General features: G+C 59.9%; 10 protein-coding genes. 6 read left to right on the top strand and 4 right to left on the bottom strand.

Translation table 11 applies throughout. The features are described 5' to 3' along the window. Positions 1–99: 99 nt before the first annotated feature. Entirely contained in the window at positions 100–291 is a 192-nt protein-coding gene (locus RDK48_RS12255) for a hypothetical protein (RefSeq protein ID WP_022659567.1), read from the top strand. 168 nt (positions 292–459) lie between these two features. On the opposite strand, the gene RDK48_RS12250 is transcribed toward RDK48_RS12255, so the two are convergent. From RDK48_RS12250 to RDK48_RS12235, 4 genes are all read right to left on the bottom strand, one after another. Then, positions 460–1,248: an ABC transporter ATP-binding protein gene (locus tag RDK48_RS12250; protein ID WP_298992492.1), complete on the bottom strand. Its 789-nt coding sequence runs from the start codon at positions 1,246–1,248 to the stop codon at positions 460–462. Continuing rightward, entirely contained in the window at positions 1,238–1,939 is a 702-nt protein-coding gene (locus RDK48_RS12245) for a GTP-binding protein (protein WP_298992489.1), read from the bottom strand. The genes RDK48_RS12250 and RDK48_RS12245 overlap by 11 nt, the downstream gene beginning before the upstream one ends. Then, the gene (locus RDK48_RS12240; RefSeq protein WP_298992485.1) at positions 1,927–2,943 is read right to left on the bottom strand and encodes an ABC transporter substrate-binding protein; all 1,017 of its coding nucleotides are present in this window, start codon (positions 2,941–2,943) and stop codon (positions 1,927–1,929) included. The genes RDK48_RS12245 and RDK48_RS12240 overlap by 13 nt, the downstream gene beginning before the upstream one ends. Positions 2,944–3,150: 207 nt before the next feature. Then, on the bottom strand, positions 3,151–4,416 hold the full coding sequence (locus tag RDK48_RS12235; protein WP_298992482.1) for an Nramp family divalent metal transporter: 1,266 nt from the start codon (positions 4,414–4,416) through the stop codon (positions 3,151–3,153). 303 nt (positions 4,417–4,719) lie between these two features. Between RDK48_RS12235 and RDK48_RS12230 the strand changes: the two genes are divergently transcribed. The 5 genes from RDK48_RS12230 (at position 4,720) to pbpC (ending at position 18,901) form a co-directional block, all read left to right on the top strand. Then, entirely contained in the window at positions 4,720–6,810 is a 2,091-nt protein-coding gene (locus RDK48_RS12230; RefSeq protein WP_298992479.1) for a methyl-accepting chemotaxis protein, read from the top strand. 214 nt (positions 6,811–7,024) lie between these two features. Further along, on the top strand, positions 7,025–9,229 hold the full coding sequence (gene ppk1, locus RDK48_RS12225; RefSeq protein WP_298992476.1) for a polyphosphate kinase 1: 2,205 nt from the start codon (positions 7,025–7,027) through the stop codon (positions 9,227–9,229). Positions 9,230–9,584: 355 nt separating this feature from the next. Further along, a complete protein-coding gene (locus tag RDK48_RS12220; RefSeq protein ID WP_298992473.1) occupies positions 9,585–10,505 on the top strand; it encodes a hypothetical protein in 921 nt (306 codons plus the stop codon). A gap of 298 nt (positions 10,506–10,803) precedes the next feature. Beyond that, on the top strand, positions 10,804–16,530 hold the full coding sequence (locus tag RDK48_RS12215) for an alpha-2-macroglobulin (RefSeq protein WP_298992470.1): 5,727 nt from the start codon (positions 10,804–10,806) through the stop codon (positions 16,528–16,530). Beyond that, positions 16,514–18,901 carry a penicillin-binding protein 1C gene (pbpC, locus tag RDK48_RS12210; RefSeq protein ID WP_298992467.1) on the top strand — a complete coding sequence of 796 codons (2,388 nt, stop codon included), beginning with the start codon at positions 16,514–16,516 and terminating at the stop codon, positions 18,899–18,901. The genes RDK48_RS12215 and pbpC overlap by 17 nt, the downstream gene beginning before the upstream one ends. Positions 18,902–19,057 lie beyond the last annotated feature (156 nt).

Genomic DNA, 19,057 nt, shown 5'->3' with positions numbered 1-19,057 from the left:
CAAAACAATTCGAAAGCAGAGATAGTTACGGAGAAGCCCCTGAAACTGTTGTCTTTGTTTCAACCAAAAGCAGGAGCCTCCTGCCTGAAAGGAAAAAATATGGATTCCACCTACCAACGCGCCATGAACGCTACTGTGACCCCGCAGATTTTTTCCACCATGGTGAGCAATGCGCAAAAGGTGGCCGAAGCCTTTGCCGGTTCCGGCTCCGCCACTGTGGATGCAGAGAGCATTGCCGCCGTGTTCAGCCGCATGGTGGTCGCCCAGATCGAAATGTTTGAGAAAAAATAACTTTCGCTGCACAAGATATGCAAACGCAGAGGCCGTCCCTTGGGACGGCCTCTGCGTTATACGCGTTGCACATTCTGCTCTTGCCCCTGTTTCAGACAAGACCTGACAAAACTGCAAGTAAAACAGCTTGTTATTGGTGTGGGGCGCTTCCCACGCGAAAAATACCAGCTAAATACCCCAGGGCGACATGTCCGCCCCTTTGCGCAGGGCCTCGCGCACATCAGACCAGTGCCGTTCCATATCTTCCAATCGGGCCAGCAGGGCGTCTTCCGCCGGGGTGCGCGCCAGCACAGCGGCCACGGCCCCTTGCTCGAACACCAGCCGCCTGTCTGCCGCCAAGGCCAGCACGGGATCATGCGTCGCCATGACAATAATCTTGTCCGATGCCAGCAGCAGATCAAGGGCCTTGCGCTTGTCCACTCCGGCGTTTTCAATTTCGTCAATGAGCAGTACGGGCGACCAGCTGAGCAGGGCTGTATCCGCAATCATCAGGGCGCGCGACTGCCCGCCGGAAAGCTGGGTCAGCTGCGTGCTCCCGCCAAAGGATTCGCCAGCCAGTTCGTTGGCGGCGGCAAAAACCCTGGCCGCAGCGACTTCGGGGTCTGTCACCTCGCGGCTCAGGGCGTGGGTGCGCAAAAAATCCATGACGCCCATGTCCAGCACAAAGTTCATATTCTGGGTCAGCTGGGCCACCAGCCGCCCCTGCAGATCAAAGCGCGTGTCTTCGTCGGGTTCTGCGCCGTTGAGCAGCACGGTACGGCCCGTTGGGGTATCGCCTGCGGCCAGTGATTCAATATCGCTCAAAAAGCGGCTCTTGCCAGCGCCCGTTGGCCCCAGCAGGGCCGTGATTTCACCGGGGCGGAAGTGAATCTCCGTCTTTTCCGGCTGGCCTGCCTTGTCGCGGCCTGGGGTCAGGCTCAGACTGCGCAGGGCCAGTTCCATATTTTCACGCTCCATGACCTTCTCCAAATTCCGCCTTTTTGACGTTGCCCTTCTGGTAACGCGCGCCAATGCGCATTTCGCTCAGGCAATAGGAGCAGATAGCTGCGGGCATGGCGAAGCGCAGCCGCATGTCGGTAACGGAGGCAATGTCCGGCGCGATGGCCATGATGGCGGCAAGCTCCGCGCAACCCTGCCCTGTCAGACCGTTCACGTGCCGGATAACGGCCCGTTGGTTCATCTGCCGGATGCGGTAGCGGTAGACCTCGCGTTCTGCCTGCGAAACAAGATCACCCTTGGTCACGGCCACCACATCGGCCAGCCGCAGCATGGGGCCAATTTTTTCCGGCGCGTCTATGCCCATGAGGTTGTCGATGACGCACAGGGCCAAAGCCCCGCGCAGATGCGGCGAACAGCGGTTGCACAGGCCTGCGGTTTCGATAATGCAGATATTGGCCCCGGTTTCTCCGGCCCAGGCAAAGGCTTCTTCCAGATTGGTGGCAAAAAAGTGGTCGGGGCAGAGCCCGCCGGAAAGCGCAACGGAAACGGGAATGCCCGCCGCCGCGTAAAGTTCGTCATCGCGGGTTTGCAGGCAGTCAAACTTGATGACGGCGCAGGTCGCGCCCCGCGCCTTCAGGGCCGCGCCAGCCCTGACCACAAGCGAGGTTTTGCCGCACGCGGGCGGCCCCGCCACGGTTATGAGACGCATGCCGTGCCCGCCTGCAACCGCCGGAACTTCAAGGCCAGAATATCGCGCAGGCTGTTCACGTCGTTGCTTTCCACAAAATCCCAGCCCACCCATTTGAGCTTTGCCCCTGCGGGCAACTGCGAGGGGCGCGAACCGTCCACGGGGATGAACCAGGCGGCGCTGTCTATGCCGCCAAAGCCATTGGCAAAGAAATCCAGCACCGGAGCCAGACGCGCCTTTTCTGATTTTTTTGCCAGCAGATAGAGGGGGCTTGCGGCTGCGCCGTCCTCGGGCCAGACAATTTCCACATGTTCCGGCAGTTTGGTGCTCTCGGCAAAAAACAGGGGGATGATAAAGATGCCTCCGGCATCGGGCGCGGCGGTGCCGCAGACCTTTGCCATGCGCGAGGAGTGCATGAAGCTTTTGATGTTGGCGGCAAGCCCGGTAACGCCCGGTTCGCCAAAATCCTTGTACTGGTTGAGCAGCACGGCGTCAGCCATGTCGTCGCCATCGCCGCACATGACAATCTGCCCGCGATAACGGGGGTTCATGAGGTCTGCCCAGTTTTTCGGCGCTGGCAGGCCGTCCAGCTTTTTGTGGTCTACCAGAAAAATGTACGGGGTCACACCGTAGATGGTATAGGCCCCGGCAGGGTCAATCAGCCCGGCATCGGCATACAGGGGGTTCAGCACGCAGGGCTGGATGCTTTCAAATATGCCCGTGCTGACAAAACGCCGCACAAATTCGCCGCGCCAGAAGTCGCCGTAGCCAATGGACGCTATAACGGCGGGCAATTTGTTTGCATCAGATTCCATATACAGCGGGTCGTAAGGATCAACCGATGTGCAGCCCATGGGAATATGCACCGTCAGAGGCGGATTTTCCGCTGCGGCAATGGCCTCGATGCGCTCCTTGACCACAAGCTTTACCGGGCAGGGGGCATAGAGCAGCAGGTCGGTTTTGCCCATGACGGGGATGTCCTCCTGCTGTTGCAATGCTTGCATGAGATGTTCAAGCCTTTTCATGGTGCCTCTTTCCGCAAAAAGTTTGGGAACCGCTCTGGGTAGAGCAAGGAACATGCCGATGAAAGGCCCTGCTCAACATACCGATATGTATATTAATTTACCGTTCACCTTCAGCCGGAGTCCAAACAATATTGTACTATAGCCGCACGACAATACAATATTGTGTCCGCAGTCCGGGACATATTGTGGGTGGTCTCCGAAGCGTCGCTAATCCAGCGCGCTGAAGAGCAGCATGATGTTCAGCACGGTCACGATGCCTGCGAGTGTGTAGAGCAGCAGCTTTGTGCCCTTGCCGTTGGCGTATTTGCCCATGACCTTGGGGGACGATGTCAGCGCCACCAGCGAGACCATGGTGATGGGCAACTGCACCGAGAGAGCCATTTGCGAAAGCAGCAAGCCCTTGAAGGGATCGCTGGTCAGCCAGATGAGCACAAGGCCGCAGCCCAGCGAGCCAACAATGCCCATGACGCTGTGCTTGTCCTTGGTGTTGTAGGCTTCGCCCGCCATGCCCGAGGTCATGATGCCGCCCGCCATGCCCGATGTGACGGACGAGGCCACCCCGGCAAACAGCAGGGCCACGGCAAAAATCACGGAGGCGCTGTCGCCCAGCAGGGGCTTGAGCAGATCGCGGGCCTGCTCAAGTTCCGTCACGTGCTCCCCCGCTGTCCAGAACACCGCAGCTGCCAGAATAATCATGGCGCTGTTGATGGCCCAGCCCACCAGCATGGCAAAGAGCGTGTCAAAAAATTCATAGTCGAGCCTTTTTTTGATAAAGGCGTCGCCCTCAAGATTCCACTGGCGGCTCTGAATAATTTCGGAATGCAAAAAAAGATTGTGCGGCATCACCACTGCGCCAAGCACGCTCATGATCACCAGCATGGAACCTTCGGGAAAGGCTGGCATCACCCAGCCCACGGCAGCCTGGGGGAGCCAGCCGGCGGGCACCAGCCACAACTCATACAAAAAGGCGATGCCGATCAGCGACACAAAACCGATGATCCACTTTTCAACTTTATTGTATGAATTGAACAGCAAAAGGGCACCAGCAAGCAGTGCCGTGAGAGTTGCGCCAATGGGTAGGGGGATGGAAAAGAGCATACGCAGGGCAATGGCCCCGCCGAGGATTTCTGCCATGCTGGTCATGACCGAAGCGCCAAAGGCGCTAAACAGCACAAGCCGACCAATGGTGCAGGGAAAATACTCCGTTATGGCCTCGGCCATGCATTTGCCCGTCACAATACCCAGGTGGGCCGCATTGTGCTGCAATACAATGAGCATAAAGGTGGAAAGGCTCACCATCCACAGCAGGGAATAACCATACTCCGCCCCGGCGGCCAGATTGGCGGCCCAGTTGCCAGGGTCGATAAAGCCCACGGTCACCAGCAGCCCCGGCCCTACAAATTTAAGGAACTCTTCGCCCTTGTGGGTAATGCCCGACACATTGCACTTGTTCCAAAAGCTTGTTGCACTCATGCAAACCTTCCCGATCTTTAATTTTGATTAACCGGCGGTGCGCAGCCCGACCGCGCAGCAACACCGGATGCTGCCGTATTGCAACCTGACGGTATACGCACTCATGGGCAGCAGGCAAGTACGGTCTGCCCCTCTTGCGCGCACGGGGGATAGTACGTATGTGTCCCTTGCCCCCCATCGTTTTTTTCATGTTACATTTGTATTTCAGATATTAAGCTTCTGAAAAACAAACCGATAGTTTTATTAGCGTCAGATCCGCCAGGCTGGACGCACGTCCACTTCAGATTGAGCAGGAGCCTTGCTATGACTATCAGACTGCGCGTTATTCTAGGATTCCTTTTTACAATTATTGTGATGGCAGCAGGCACCCTGCCCTTCATGATCATGACCATGCGCAACAATGCCGAGGAAAGCTATATTTCCAATTCCTCAACCCAGTTGCGCCTCATGAACAACTATGTGGAAACATTCATCAGCGGGGCGGAACGCGATGTTGCCCTGCTCGCGCAGGAACCTTACATTGCTGAAGCTGTGGGTCTTTTCCCCAACTTCTCCAACAATAAAGAAGCGGACGTTTTTCTTCGGGCCGATCTTTCGGTAGATGCCTTCAAAACTGTTCAGCCGCTGGTGCGGCTTGACGAAGGCTCCGAAGATTACGTTGAAGCCTACGCAGGTTACACTGACGGCAGCTACGCGACCTCTGCCGACAATACCAAGGTGCCCGCTGGCTACAATACCAGCAAGCGCCCCTGGTACACGCAGCGCGCGGCTTCGTCGCAAAAGGTCGGCCTGGCCGACAGCTACCTTTCCATCACTGGTGAACTGGTGGTGGCCATCACGCACAAAATGTTTTCGCGCCGGGGCGACTTTACAGGCGTTCTGGGCATCGACGTTTCGCTCAACGGCCTGTCGCAGCGCTTTGCCGAACTCAATTTCGGCAAGACCGGCTACTTCATGCTGCTTGAAAACACGGGGCGCATCCTCTGCGACCCGCGCAACAAGGATCTGACGGGCAAGATCATTGGCAAGGACATACAGGATCCCGGCCTTGTGAAGCTCTTCAACACCAAGGACGGCTCTCTGCAAACAGTTGTAAACGGGCGGGATGTGCGCGCCAATGTGCTCACCACGCCGCACGGCTGGAAGATCCTCATGCTCCAGTCTGAGGAAGAGATTTTTGCGGCCACCAACACCGCCGTGCACGCCAGCGTGATCATTACCCTCAGCGTGGCCCTGATCATGCTGCTGATCGCCTGGGTCATAGCGCGCTCCATCAATCGGCCCTTGAGCCTTATTGTTAAGGAGGCCGACAAGGTCGCCACCGGCGATCTCAACGTGAACCTTGATGCCCGGCAGTTTTACGGCGAACTGGCCGAGCTGCACGCTGCCCTGCTGAACATGGTGAGCAATCTGCAGGAAATGATCACCACCGCCCGCCAGAAAGGCGAGGAGGCCGAACAGCAGACCGCCCTGGCAAAAGCCGCCACAGAGCAGGCAGAGGCCGCCCGCAAAGAGGCGGAAAACGCCCGCCGCGAGGGCATGCTCTCTGCCGCCATGCAACTGGAAGAAGTGGTGAAGGTGATCTCGTCCGCTTCAAACGAGCTTGAAGCCCACATCGGTCAGGCCAACCACCTTTCGAGCGAGTCTGCCCTGCGTCTCGGCGATGCCGCCACCGCCATGAACCAGATGAACGCCACCGTACGCGAGGTGGCGAGCAATGCCTCGTCCGCTTCAGACATGTCTGACCAGACCAGAGCCAATGCCGAAAACGGTGAAAAAATCGTACAGCAGGCCCTGCAAAGCATTGACCGGGTGCATTCGGTTTCCATGGCGCTCAAGGGCGACATGGGTACGCTCAACGAACATGCCCAGGCCATCAGCCGCATCATGAATGTTATTTCAGACATAGCCGACCAAACCAACCTGCTGGCCCTCAACGCCGCCATTGAAGCCGCCCGCGCTGGCGAGGCAGGACGTGGCTTTGCCGTGGTGGCCGATGAAGTGCGCAAACTGGCGGAAAAGACCATGGCTTCGACCAACGATGTGGGCAACGCCATTGCGGCCATCCAGCAAAGTACATCCAAGAGCGTGCAAAGCATGGACAATGCCCTTGAGCAGGTGCAAACCGCCACAACGTTTGCCAACAAATCGGGCGAAGCCTTGCGCGAAATCGTCAACAACGCGCTTTCCACAGCCGATCAGGTACGCGCCATCGCAACGGCCAGCGAGGAACAGTCCGCAAGCAGCGACGAGATCAACAAGTCAATCCTTGAGGTCAATGAACGCTCCGAGCAGACAGCCCACGCCATGAACGCCGCTTCCGGCTCTGTGGCGGATCTGGCAACTCAGGCGAGCACCCTGAGCAAGCTGGTGGCCGACATGAAGCGCGGCTAACACGACACTGACAGTGCAAGACCCATCAGGGCGTCCGCCATGCACAGGCGGACGCCCTTTTTATTTGGCGCGCGGCAAATGCGGCAAAGCCTTGCCCGCGCATCGGCAAATACAGGCTTGCGCCACGCAATTGTAACAAATCCATCATACATAACAGTCGTAAGCGCGGGTAGTTATTGCCCTGATGTTTACGTCAATGCCACGGGAGCACACGATGAAGCCTTCGGCTGTTATGAACAACAGGGAACTGAGCTGGCTCAGCTTTAACGAACGAATATTGCAGGAAGCCCGCGACCACTCCACGCCGCTTATGCAGCGGCTGCGCTTTCTGGGTATTTTTTCCAGCAATCAGGACGAGTTCATCAAGGTTCGCGTGGCTTCCCTTGTGCGGCTCACCCGCTCCAAGAGCAAGATAAAGCCCTTGCTCATGGGCGGCTTAACGCCGGATGAGGCCTTGCAGCGCGTTAACGACAAGGCCGCCACCGCGCAAATGGCCTTTCGCGAAACCTACGAGGAAGTGCTGGATGCCATGGAGCACGAGGGCATACGCGTGCGCGACGAAACAGAACTCAGCGAAGGCCAGGATGCCTTTTGCCGTGGCTATTTCGGCAACGTGGTCTATCCGCATCTGGTGCCGCTTATTCTGAACAAATCCGCCAGGCTGCCCTTTCTGCAAGACAGCCAGATATACCATACCGTCAAGATGGAATCAGACGCAGCCCCCGGCAAATGCCGCTATGCGGTGCTGCGCATCCCCGTCAACGCGGCCTGCCCGCGCTTTGTGGAAATGCCCTCGTCGCCCGGCTGCCACGACATCATCTTTGTGGACGACATCATCAGGCTGTGCCTGAACAATATTTTCTTCATGTTCAACTACGACCGTATTTCGGCATACACCTTCAAGGTAATGCGCGATGCGGAGCTGAGCCTTGACGACGACGTGTCCAAAAGCCTCATTGAAAAAATGGAAGAAGGGCTGGAACACCGCCTGCGGGGCCGCCCGGTGCGCCTTATCTACGACAGCGCCATGCCCGAAGACCTGCTCTTTCTGCTGGCCTCAAAGCTCAACCTCAAAAAGAGCGAGCTTGACCCCGGCGCACGCTACCACATGATGCGCAGTCTCATGAGTTTTCCGCGTGTGCGCCCAGATCTGGAAAACGCCGTCATGCCCGCCCTCACCCATCCGGATATCAAACCCTTTTCCAGCATTCTCAAGGTAGTGCGCAGCAAGGATATTCTGCTGCACTTTCCCTACCATACCTTCAACCACGTGGTGGAATTTCTTTGCGAGGCGGCCATCGACCCCAAGGTGACGGATATTTCCATCACCCTGTACCGTACTGCTGACCATTCACGCATCATCAACGCCCTTATAAACGCAGCGCAGAACGGCAAAAGGGTTACGGCATGCGTGGAGCTCATGGCCCGCTTTGACGAGGAGCGCAACGTCAAAAGCATCGACATGCTGCATCAGGGCGGGGTGCGCGTCATCCACGGCCTCAAAGACCTCAAGGTGCACAGCAAGGTCATTCTTGTGGAGCGCGCCGAGGGCGGCAAAAAAACAGGCTATGTCTACATAGGCACCGGCAACTTCAACGAAGACACGGCGCGCCTGTACAGCGACATGGGGCTGCTGACAGCCAATCCCGGATTTGCGGAAGACGCCCGCACCATCTTCAATTTTCTTAATGCCTCGCACAAGCCGGTTTCGTGTCGGGAGCTGGTGGCGGCCCCCCAGTGCATGCGCGCCTTTTTCACCAACGCTATCGAGCGAGAAATACGCAATGCCAAAGCCGGGAAAAAGGCGTACATCCACGTAAAACTCAACAGCCTCACCGATGAATCCATGATCCGGCTGCTTTACCGCGCCAGCAAGGCCGGGGTGGAAATACGCCTTATTGTGCGCAGCGCCTGCTGCCTCAAGCCGCAGGTTCAGGATCTGAGCGAAAACATCCGGGCCATCAGCATTGTGGACAAATTTCTCGAACATGCGCGCATTGCGCTCTTTTGCAACAACGGCAGTGAACTGGCCTATATTTCAAGCGCCGACTGGATGCCCCGCAATCTTGACCGCAGGCTGGAGGTTGCTGCCCCTGTCCACTGCCCGGCCCTGCGCCAGAACCTGCGGGATATTTTTGACATTCAGTGGGCGGATAACGTCAAAGCCCGCATTCTTGACGGCACCGGGGTCAACAAATACAGCAAGGGCGAATCCGTGGCCCCCTGCCGCTCGCAAACGGTACTGCACGAATATTACAGCCGTATGGCCGCCCGCCCTGCGGCAGATGCGCCTGCCGCTCAGAACGAAACCAGCCGGGCCAAAAAGTCGCGGTCACCCGCAGCCAGAAACCGAAAACCCACGCGCACGGCAGATGCTATCGCGCGCGACGAAACGGCTGCCGCTATGGCCGAACCATAGAGCTGCTTGCCATTCAAAGGTCTGACTGCTCAGCATGAGCGCTGAAAAAATCCGCGCCGACATGCAGGCAGTCAATGTAAAGAAGCCCTGAAGGCGCAGGCTTTCCTGCACCCCTCGCCCTAAAAACCAGTGTATATTCCTGCGGTCTTGGTGTAGTCTTACCGAACCGCGCCTCAGGGCGTGTGGTAACTACCGCAAGGCATTTCACCCACTGCCGAAAGAGCAGTTTACGAATGAAGTGAGTTAACTGCTCTACAAGGATTTTTCAGAAAATCCTTGCCGCGAAATGCGAGCAGGCAGGCTTCGCCTGCCGTAAGCGAGTATTTCAAGTGTTAAATGCTCCAGAGGAGACAGAGTGAAACCCAGCATGCTTGCCGCCATTGACGTGGGCTCCAACGCCATACGCTTTCTCATCAGCAATGTTGAAGAGCTGAGTCCCGACAAGCCAGTCAAAAAAAACGCCTACCTTCGCATTCCCATTCGCCTTGGGACGGATGTTTTCCTTTACGGGGCCATCTCTGAACAAAAGCAGGCTGCCTTTCTGGACGCCATGATCGGCGTTGCCCACATCATGCGGGCATACGGGGTTGGCCACTACCGCATCTGCGCCACCAGCGCCATGCGCGATGCCGCCAACGGGCAGGACATCATAAATCTTGTGCGCGAAAAAACAGGCCTGCGCATCGATATCATCAGCGGGCTGGAAGAAGCGCAGATTCTCTTTAACGCCAACGCCCTTGCCAGATACACCGATGTGGACAGCGCCCTGTATGTGGATGTGGGCGGCGGTAGCACAGAGGTGGTTGCCCTGCGCGATGGCAAGCTGCAAGAGGCTTTTTCCTTTCAGCTCGGCACGGTGCGCATTCTCGCCAAGGCGGTGAACCCGGCAGAGCGCGAGCGCTTTGCTGCAGAAATGCGCAGACTGGGCGAAACCTACGCGCCGGAATGCGTCATTGCCTCTGGCGGCAATATCAACAAGGTTTCAAAGCTGCTTGAAAAACGGGACGGCAAGCCCGTTGGCGCGCCGGAACTGCGCGCCCTCTACAAGGATCTGCTGGCCCTGCCGCTGGAAGGCCGCATGGAAAAATACAGCCTCAACGCCTACCGGGCGGACGTTATTGTTCCGGCACTGGACATATTCCTCGGCGTGGTTGACATGTCGGGCGCAAAGCAGCTTGTCATACCCAAGATAGGCCTCGTGGACGGCATCATCCGCCATATGTGGCTCAATGCGGACAGCCTTGAAGACCGGGCCTGCCCAGGGCTGGCGGACTAGGATGGCGTACTAGGGCGGCGCGATTATGCGCATCTTCCTGTACGTGCAGATTGCGCGGTCCAGCACATTCCTTCATCTTCTGCGGATTGCGCCTCCCCCCGGCGCAATCCGGCAGCACCCGTCCCTGCTTCATGACCGCCGTAGACAAATACTGCCGAATCCGGCATTCATAGCATAGCACCTGTTAACGCGTAGCGTTAGCGGGCACTTTCTTCATAATTCCACCTGTTTTGCAGCGCTCCGGGCCATGTGGGCACCGGATTTTCGCTCCTGCCCTTTACCGCACTGCGGAGGAATCATGCCGACAACGCCACTGCGTTTCCTGCTCATAATTCTGGCTGTTTTTCTGCAAGCCGCTCCCGCGCTGGCCGGGCCTGCCTATAGGGTGGCCGCGCCCAGCAATCCGCAGGAGGACAACTGGCTACGCCGCGAAGGATTTTCCATAACTTTTCAGGTGGATGAAGCCCGCTGCAAAAAAGAATACGGTGCGGACTGGTCGCGCCAGTGCGCCTCTTCCCCCGCAGGGGAGGAGGGCCGCGTTGTGGACGGCGTGCGCATGACTCCTCCCGTGGCTGGCGTGTGGCGCTGGGTTGACGACTCTACCATGGAGTTTACCCCCAAGGAGCACCTGTCGCCCGATACCCGCTACTCCATTTCTCTGGAAAAAATGTCCCTGCCGGGGCGTTTTTCCCTCAAGCGGCAGGCGGTGTACGCCACCCAGCCCCAGGCCGTGCGCGTTGGCAAGGAAACGTTCTGGATTGATCCCTCGCCCAAGGGCGCGCATGCCGTTTCCGTCCCCTTGCGTTTTATCTGGCCCGTGGGCACGCAGGATATGGATGGGCGCATTAGCATTACCCCCAGCGATGCCAAAAGCGGCCTTGCCCTTGGCGCGCCCCGCCTTGTGTGGAACGAACGCCGCGACGAGGTTGTCGTCACCGCGCCCGTCACAGCCTTGCCGGAAAACAACGCCGCCGCCCGCATCAGCATCAAGGGTTTGCCCGCCTTTGCCGAAGGCTCGGGCAAGTGCGTGGTTGCCGCGCCCAAAAAAGACGCCAAGGCCCCGCCGAGCGTGGAGGCCCTCTTCTCCATCACCGGGCGTGCCCGCCTGATGGATGTGGCTAAAATTACCATTAATCCCGTCTATGACGACAAACTGGACAAAAAATTCCAGCTCGAGGTCAAAACCACCCTGCGCGTTCTGCCCACAGAGCTGCTGCGCAAGCTTGAGCTTATCCAGTTGCCCCGCAAGCTCACCGCCGAGGCAGGGAAAGATGCTGACTGGACAAAAATGCCCGCCATCAGCCCTGAAGACGTTAAAAATGGCACTCGCCTCAAGCCGGAGCTGATGCAGGCAGCCGATGAACCGGCAGACCGCATCCTGCTGCGCATTCCCGCAGAGGCCGGGCGCGGCCTGCTGGCCGCAGTGGACAAGGGCCTGCCCTCCACCGCAGGGCCGGAAACAGCGCAGGTTCGCCGCTTTATCATGACTGTACCCTCCCTCGGTACAGAAGTGGGCTTTTTGCAGCCCGGCAACGTGCTGACCCTGAGCGGGCAGAAAAAGCTGGATATTTACGCCACGGGCCTTACCTCCGTGGCCTGGCGCGCCGAGCGCGTCCGCGATCCTTTCCTGGCCCTTGCCGCAAAAGAATCGGGGTTTGAGTATCCCACGGCAGACATGGACGTCATGAGCGATGTGGTGGAAGGCCGCATTGAAGTACGCAAGGAACAGGCAGGCACTTCTTCGTTTCCCGTGCTTGATCTGGCCCCACTGCTGCGAGGCGGCAAGGAGCCGGTGCACGGGCTCATGCGCATAGAGCTGACCGGATACAACGGCGATAAATCCATTGCCTATGCTGCTCGCCTGCTGCTGGTTACAGATATGGGCCTGACGGTTAAAATGGCGGGAGACGGAGCGCGCACGGTCTTTGTGCAACATCTGGGCACTGGTCAGCCCGTGCAGGGCGCGGAAGTGCGTCTGCTGGGCCTTAACGGTTTGCCCCTGCAAAGCGCCGTCACCAACGCGCAGGGCCGCGCCGACCTGCCGCCCGCCAATGGCCTTGAACGCGAAAAACGCCCCGTGGCCGTGGTGGCTCTGGCCCCCGCAGCCGGAAAAACTGCCGATACTGGCAAAGATTCTGGTACGCAGGATCTGGCGTGGCTCTCACTGGACGATGCTACCCGCATGGTGGATTACAGCAACTTTGCCATTTCCGGTCGCCACACCTCGGCCGATGGCCTGAGCGCCTCGGTTTTCAGCCAGCGCGGCATCTACCTGCCGGGCGAGACCCTGCATTTTGGCTGCATTGTGCGGCGGTTTGACTGGCAACCCATGCCCGCCGGGCTGCCGCTGGAGGCAGTGCTGGTCAGCCCCACCGGGGCGGAGGTCATGCGCCGCGCCTTTACCGTGGGCGAAGACGGTCTAAATTCCTTTGACTGGGCCTGCCCCGAAGATGCAGCCGTTGGCTCATACCAGCTTGATGTACGCCTGCCGGGGGACACCACCCGATCCGGCGCTTCTCCCGTGTTGGGCAGCACCCGTGTACGCGTTGAAGAATTCCAGCCCGACACTCTGGCCCTTGCGGCCTCGTTTACGCCCGCAGCGCCCAAGGGCTGGATACGCACCGGGCAGGACGCCCCGGCTGTGGAGGCTCAGGCGCGGCTGGACAATCTGTATGGCGAACCTGCGGTCAATCACCGGGTTCAGGCCACCCTGCGCACGGAAAAAAGCCGCCTGCACTTCGCAGGGTACGAAGACTATACATTCTATGAGCCTGCGGGCTTTGAGGGCGAAGGCCAGTCGCTGGAACTGCCCGCCGCCTTTACCGACAGCAAGGGCATAGCCGCCTTTGCCCTGCCCCTGGGCAGGTTGCAGGCCGGTACCCTGCGCGGGGCTGTGCAGATAGAAGGCTTTGAGCCAGCGGGCGGCAGGGCCGTTACCCGCCAGCTTGATGCGCTGTTCTCGCCTCTGGCGGTGGCCCTTGGCTACAAGCCTGAAGGCGAGGTCAACAACCTTGACTACATTCCGCAAAACGCCAAGGCATCCCTGCGCCTGCTGGTGCTGAACAACGACCTTGCGCCCGTAAACCTTGCCAAAGCCGAAGCCGTGTTTTCTGCCCGGCGCTACGTCAACAGTCTGGTGACGGATTCCAGAGGCGAATATCGCTATGACGCCACGCCCGTCGATACGGAACTGGCGCGAAAAACTCTTGATTTCGGAACGCAGGGCCTCTCCCTGCCCCTGCCCACCACTGATGCGGGTGATTTTCTGCTCACCGTGCGTCAGACAGACGGGGCCGTGCTGGCGGTCATTCCCTACACGGTGGCTGGCGACAGGCTTGCCCAGCCTTCGGCACTTTCCACCGAATCCCTTGCCAAGGGCGATCTGCGCCTCAAGCTCGACAAGCAGCAGTACGCCCCCGGCGACACCATCAAGATGCGCATTTCCACGCCCTACGCGGGCGCGGGCCTCATAACCATTGAACGCGAAAACGTGCTGGCTCAGGCATGGTTCACAGCCCAGGCTGGCGAAAGCGTGCAGGAGATCCGCATTCCCGACGACTTCCAGGGGCGGGGCTATGTAAACGTTTCCTACGCCCGTTCGCTGGATTCGGACGTGGTCTATATGAAACCGCACGTGGTCGCCGTGGCTCCCTTTATGGCGGGCATTGACCAGCGCGATCTGGGCCTTGCCCTCACCGCCCCGGCGCGCGCCTTGCCGGGCGATACCGTCACCGTGCGGCTTACCTCCCGGGTGCCGGGCCGCGCGCTGATCTTTGCCGTGGATGAAGGAGTGTTGCAACTCACGGGATTTACCACGCCAGACCCGTTGCGCGACCTTTTGGGTGACCGGGCGCTGGATGTGAGCACCGCCCAGATATTTGACCTGCTCATGCCCGACCATGCGCGCCTGCGTGGCCGTATTCCCGGTTTCGGCGGCGACATGTCCGGCCCCGGCGGGCGCTTCCTCAATCCTTTCAAGCGCAGGGGCGAGCCGCCCTTTGCTCTGTGGCAGGAAATTGTGCCCGTGGACGCCAAGGGTACTGAGGTGCGCTTTACCGTGCCGCAGTACGCCAGCGGCAAAATCCGCATCATGGCCGTGGGCAGCGCCGCGCCCAAGCAGGGTATTGCCCTGGCGGGCAGAACAGAGGCTTCCATGGAAGTGCGCGGCACGCTTATTCTCAAGCCCCTGCTGCCGCTGGCTGCCGCCCCCGGCGACGAGTTTGACGGCGCGCTGGTTGTGGCCAACACAGTCGAAGGCAGCGGCCCCGGCGCTCGGGTACGCGTAAAGATGGAAAGCACCTCCGGCGGTCTTGCCTTTGCTCAGGAACCCGCCCCCCAAACCGTGACCGTGGATGAAAACGGCGAGGCAACCATCAACTTCCGCATGCGGGCGCAGGATACCCTTGGCGAAGCCGCCGTGCGCTTTACGGCAAGCCTTGAAAATCCCAAGGCAGACAAAGCCGGAGCAGACAAGCCCGTTATCCGCACGCAGACGGTATCCATACGCCCGCCCATGCCGCGCCTGCGCACGGAGAGCGTTACCCCGCTGCGCGGCCCCACAAGCGTTGACGTGCAGCGCAACCTGTATCCTTTTGAAGCTCAGGGGCAGGCCAACGTGGGCGCCATGCCCGTGCTTGCCCTGCGTTCCCTGCTCACAAGGTTGAACACCTACCCATACGGCTGCACGGAGCAGCTCATCAGCCGCGCCATGCCTTATGCGGCCCTGCTGGGTTCGCCCGAGGCACGGCACGAGGTGTTGCGCAGCCCCAACACCAGCCCAGAAACCATGCTCAAGCGCGGCAACAAGGTCATCAGCGCCGCATTGAGCGCGATTATGGGCAACTTTATCCAGTATGAAGGGGTAAGCCTGTGGCCCGGCGGTACGGCCAACGACTTTGTCACCGCCTACTCGGCGGACTTTCTGCTGACCCTGCGGGACAGCGGAACCGTCACGCCTGAAGGCCTTTCGCACAACCTGCTCAATACCCTTGAATCCATTGTGGGCCGCTCGCCCACAGACATGGCCGATGCCCGCGTCAAGCTCTACGGAGCCTGGATTCTGCAACGTGATGGCCGCATCATGACGCAGGATCTGGAGCGCATCGAGCAGTGGCTCAAGGACAACTTCAAGGGATGGGAAAACGACATAGCCGCCGCCTTTCTGGCGGACAGCTATGACATGCTGCGGCTGCGGCGCAGGGCCGAACAGCGCATGCCTGCGGTACTCACCCGCTGCGATGACGAATTCATGAGCAACGGCGCTGTCCGGGCGCTGCACGCCCTCATGGTGGTACGTCACTTCCCGGAAAAGAAAAAACAGCTCCGCATGGCCGACCTGCTGGACAGCGCCTTCAGCACTTACGCCACCACTGTGGATATGGGCCTTGGGGCCAGAACCCTGCTGGCCATGGGCGAGGCAACTGCCCTCAAGGCAGACAGCCTCAGCCTGACCTGCCAGCAGTACGCGCAGGGCTTTAGTCCGGCGGAGGGCAAGGCATCGCCCCTTGGCGGAGCGCTTGTTCTTGATGCGCCGGGCTGCACCCGCTACCGCGTCGAAATGCCGCAGGGCGAACCATTGCTCAGCCTGTTGGTAACCACAGAGGGTTTTGACCGCACGGTCATGAGCGATGCCTCCAATGGCATCAGCCTGCAACGACGCTACCTTGATTCCAAAGGCGAGGCCATTACCACGGCCAAACTTGGCGATGTCATCACGGTTGAACTGGCGGTTCAGGCCAGCGGAGAAATCAACAACGTGGTGTTGCTGGATCTGCTGCCCGGCGGCTTTGAACCCGTGCTGGAAAAGAACGGCCAGAGTCAGCCGCAGGACGGGCTGGTGCGCTACGAACGCCGCGAGGACAGGGGCATCTTCTTTGTGGATCTGAACGGCGACCGCCAGACCTTTACCTACAAGGTGCGGGCGGCCTCCAGAGGGCGCTTTGTACTGCCCGCAGCCACGGCGGAAGCCATGTACAACCCGGCTGTAAACGCCCGCACGGGCGGCGGTAATGTCACTGTCGAATAAACTTCTGGCCCGGTTCCGTATGGCTTTGCCGCTTGTGCGGAACCGGGCTGCCCATATGCCTGACGCCTTCTGTACCCTGCTGCGGCGCAGAAGGCGTTTGGCAGTTGCGGCAGGCCTGCTGGCTCTGCCGCTGGCGGCCCTGCTGCTTTGGCTGGCCTTTGCCCCCTGCCCTCACCCACTGGCGGGAGTGGAGTTCTCGCGCATGGTGCTGGACAAACGCGGCGGCATCATGCGGGTCAGCCTTTCCGCCGATCAGAAATACCGCATCCGCACACGGCTGGCGGATATTCCCCCTGCTGCCGTGGACACCGTTCTTCGCTACGAGGACAGGTTCTTCTGGCGCCACCCCGGCATCAATCCCCTTTCGCTCTTCCGCGCCGCCGCAGGCATAGTAACGGGGGGCCGCCGCATGGGCGGTTCCACCATCACCATGCAGGTGGCCCGCCTGGCATACGGGCTGGAAACCGGGAAAATGGGGGCAAAGCTGCGGCAGATGCTGCTGGCTCTGCAACTGGAATGGCACTTCAGCAAGGAAGAAATCCTCGAGGCCTACTTCAACCTTGCTCCCTACGGCGGCAACGTGGAAGGTCTGGGTGCCGCAGCGGTGTGCTACTTTCACAAAACAGCCGCTCAGCTTGCCCCTGCGGAAAGCGCCGCCCTCATGCTGGTGCCGCAAAACCCCTCCCGTCGCAGGCCGGCCCGCGACAACAAGGCATTCAGCCAGGCCGTGCACAGGCTCAACGAGACGTGGTTCGGCAAAAAGGAATCAGCTCCCCTGCGCGTTTACAGCCCGCAGGACATGCCCTTTATCGCGCCGCATCTCAGCACCGAACTGTTGCAGCGCCCCGGCGCAGACATACTGCGCACAACGCTGGACACCACGGCCCAACGCCGCATAGAGCGCCAACTTGCCCGTTTTGCAGCGCGGCACAGCGCCTACGGCCTCACCAACTGCGCGGCCCTCCTGCTGCACTGGCCCAGTATGGAAGTCCGCGCGCTGGCTGGATCCGCCGACTTTTTCAACAAATCCATCGAAGGGCAGGTGGACGGCACTCGCGCGCGGCGCTCCCCGGGCTCCACCCTCAAGCCCATGATCTACGCTCTTGCGCTGGAGCAGGGCCTTATCCATCCGCAAAGCCTGCTGGCAGACACGCCGCACAGCTTTGCAGGCTATGATCCGGAAAATTATGACGGAGCGTTCCGTGGCCCCCTCTCTGCGGCAGAAGCCCTGCGCGCCAGCCGCAACGTACCAGCCATAACTCTCGCAGCCAAACTGACCCGCCCAAGTCTCTATGAATTCTTGCGTCGCGCCGGGGTGGAATTTGCCGATGGCGCAGACCACTACGGCCTGTCGCTGGTGCTTGGCGGAGCGGAAGTGAGCATGCGCGAACTGGCGGGCCTGTATGCCATGCTCGCCAACAAGGGCGTATGGCGGCCCCTGCGTTTTCTTACGGACGAAGCGCCGTCAGCACCCGCCCTGCCCCTGCTGACGCCGGAGGCGGCCTTTGTGACCCTCTCCATGCTGGAAGCGCCGGATCCGGACAAGATGGCCCGCTCGCAGGGCGGCGCTGTGCTGCCCGTGCGGCTCAAAACCGGCACGTCCAACGGCTTTCGCGATGCCTGGGCCGTGGGGCAGTTCGGCCCCTATGTGCTGGCCGTGTGGGTGGGCAACTTCAACAATACCGCCAATCCGCTGCTGGTGGGCGGCATGGTGGCCGCGCCGCTGTTTATGGATATGGCCCGCGAGCTGACGGCAGCGGAACCCATGACAGATCCCTTCCGCGATCCGGCCCCTGGCCTCAATGTGGAAAAACTGCGCGTCTGCGTGGCAACTGGCGATCTTGATACGAGCCTCTGCCCGGAAACCACGCTCACATGGTTCATCCCCGGTGTGTCGCCCGTGGCGCCCTCGGGCGTTTTCCGCACCATCCTGATAGACAAGGCCAGCGGTCTGCGGGCCTGCGCCCCGCAGGATGGCCGCACAGAGCCGCGCGTGTGGGAATTCTGGCCCAGCGATCTGGCCCGCATGTTCGCCCGGGCGGGCATGCCCAAGCCGCCGCCACCGCCTTTTGAGGAGCAGTGCCGCCGCGAGCAAAAAATCTCCGGCCAGCCGCCCACCATCATTCAGCCCAAGAGCGGGCTTATCTACCGCCGCACAACAGACGCGCAAAACGGCAACATGGTTTTTATGGCCCATGCCGAGGCTGGTGTGAACGAACTTTTCTGGTTTGCCAACGATAGTTATGTGGGCAGCACCGCACCGGGCGAGCCGTTGCTCTGGCAGGCCGCGACAGGTGATGTGAGCGTGAGAGTGGTGGACGATGCGGGCCGGGCGGCACGGCGCAATATTCGCGTGAGGCCTGCACCCTAGGGATGCTGCTCAATAATTCTTTTGTCCGATCCCTGCGTCAGCCAGCTTTTTTACTCCAGTCATGGACAGAAAGAGTCCACTTCTGTCGTAAAAAACACTGTTTTCCTTGTCCTCGGCACAAAATCATTTATTGAGAAACAGCTCCTAGAAGGGGTA

Origin of the sequence: uncultured Desulfovibrio sp. (assembly GCF_902477725.1) — a bacterium.
GTDB lineage: Bacteria > Desulfobacterota > Desulfovibrionia > Desulfovibrionales > Desulfovibrionaceae > Desulfovibrio.
This window is presented reverse-complemented; position numbering and strand designations above follow the sequence as displayed.

Coding starts and splice junctions, on each gene's coding strand:
- RDK48_RS12255 (WP_022659567.1), top strand. CDS start 100: ATGGATTCCACCTACCAACGCGCCATGAACGCTACTGTGACCCCGCAG.
- RDK48_RS12250 (WP_298992492.1), bottom strand. CDS start 1,248: ATGGAGCGTGAAAATATGGAACTGGCCCTGCGCAGTCTGAGCCTGACC.
- RDK48_RS12245 (WP_298992489.1), bottom strand. CDS start 1,939: ATGCGTCTCATAACCGTGGCGGGGCCGCCCGCGTGCGGCAAAACCTCG.
- RDK48_RS12240 (WP_298992485.1), bottom strand. CDS start 2,943: ATGAAAAGGCTTGAACATCTCATGCAAGCATTGCAACAGCAGGAGGAC.
- RDK48_RS12235 (WP_298992482.1), bottom strand. CDS start 4,416: ATGAGTGCAACAAGCTTTTGGAACAAGTGCAATGTGTCGGGCATTACC.
- RDK48_RS12230 (WP_298992479.1), top strand. CDS start 4,720: ATGACTATCAGACTGCGCGTTATTCTAGGATTCCTTTTTACAATTATT.
- ppk1 (WP_298992476.1), top strand. CDS start 7,025: ATGAAGCCTTCGGCTGTTATGAACAACAGGGAACTGAGCTGGCTCAGC.
- RDK48_RS12215 (WP_298992470.1), top strand. CDS start 10,804: ATGCCGACAACGCCACTGCGTTTCCTGCTCATAATTCTGGCTGTTTTT.
- pbpC (WP_298992467.1), top strand. CDS start 16,514: ATGTCACTGTCGAATAAACTTCTGGCCCGGTTCCGTATGGCTTTGCCG.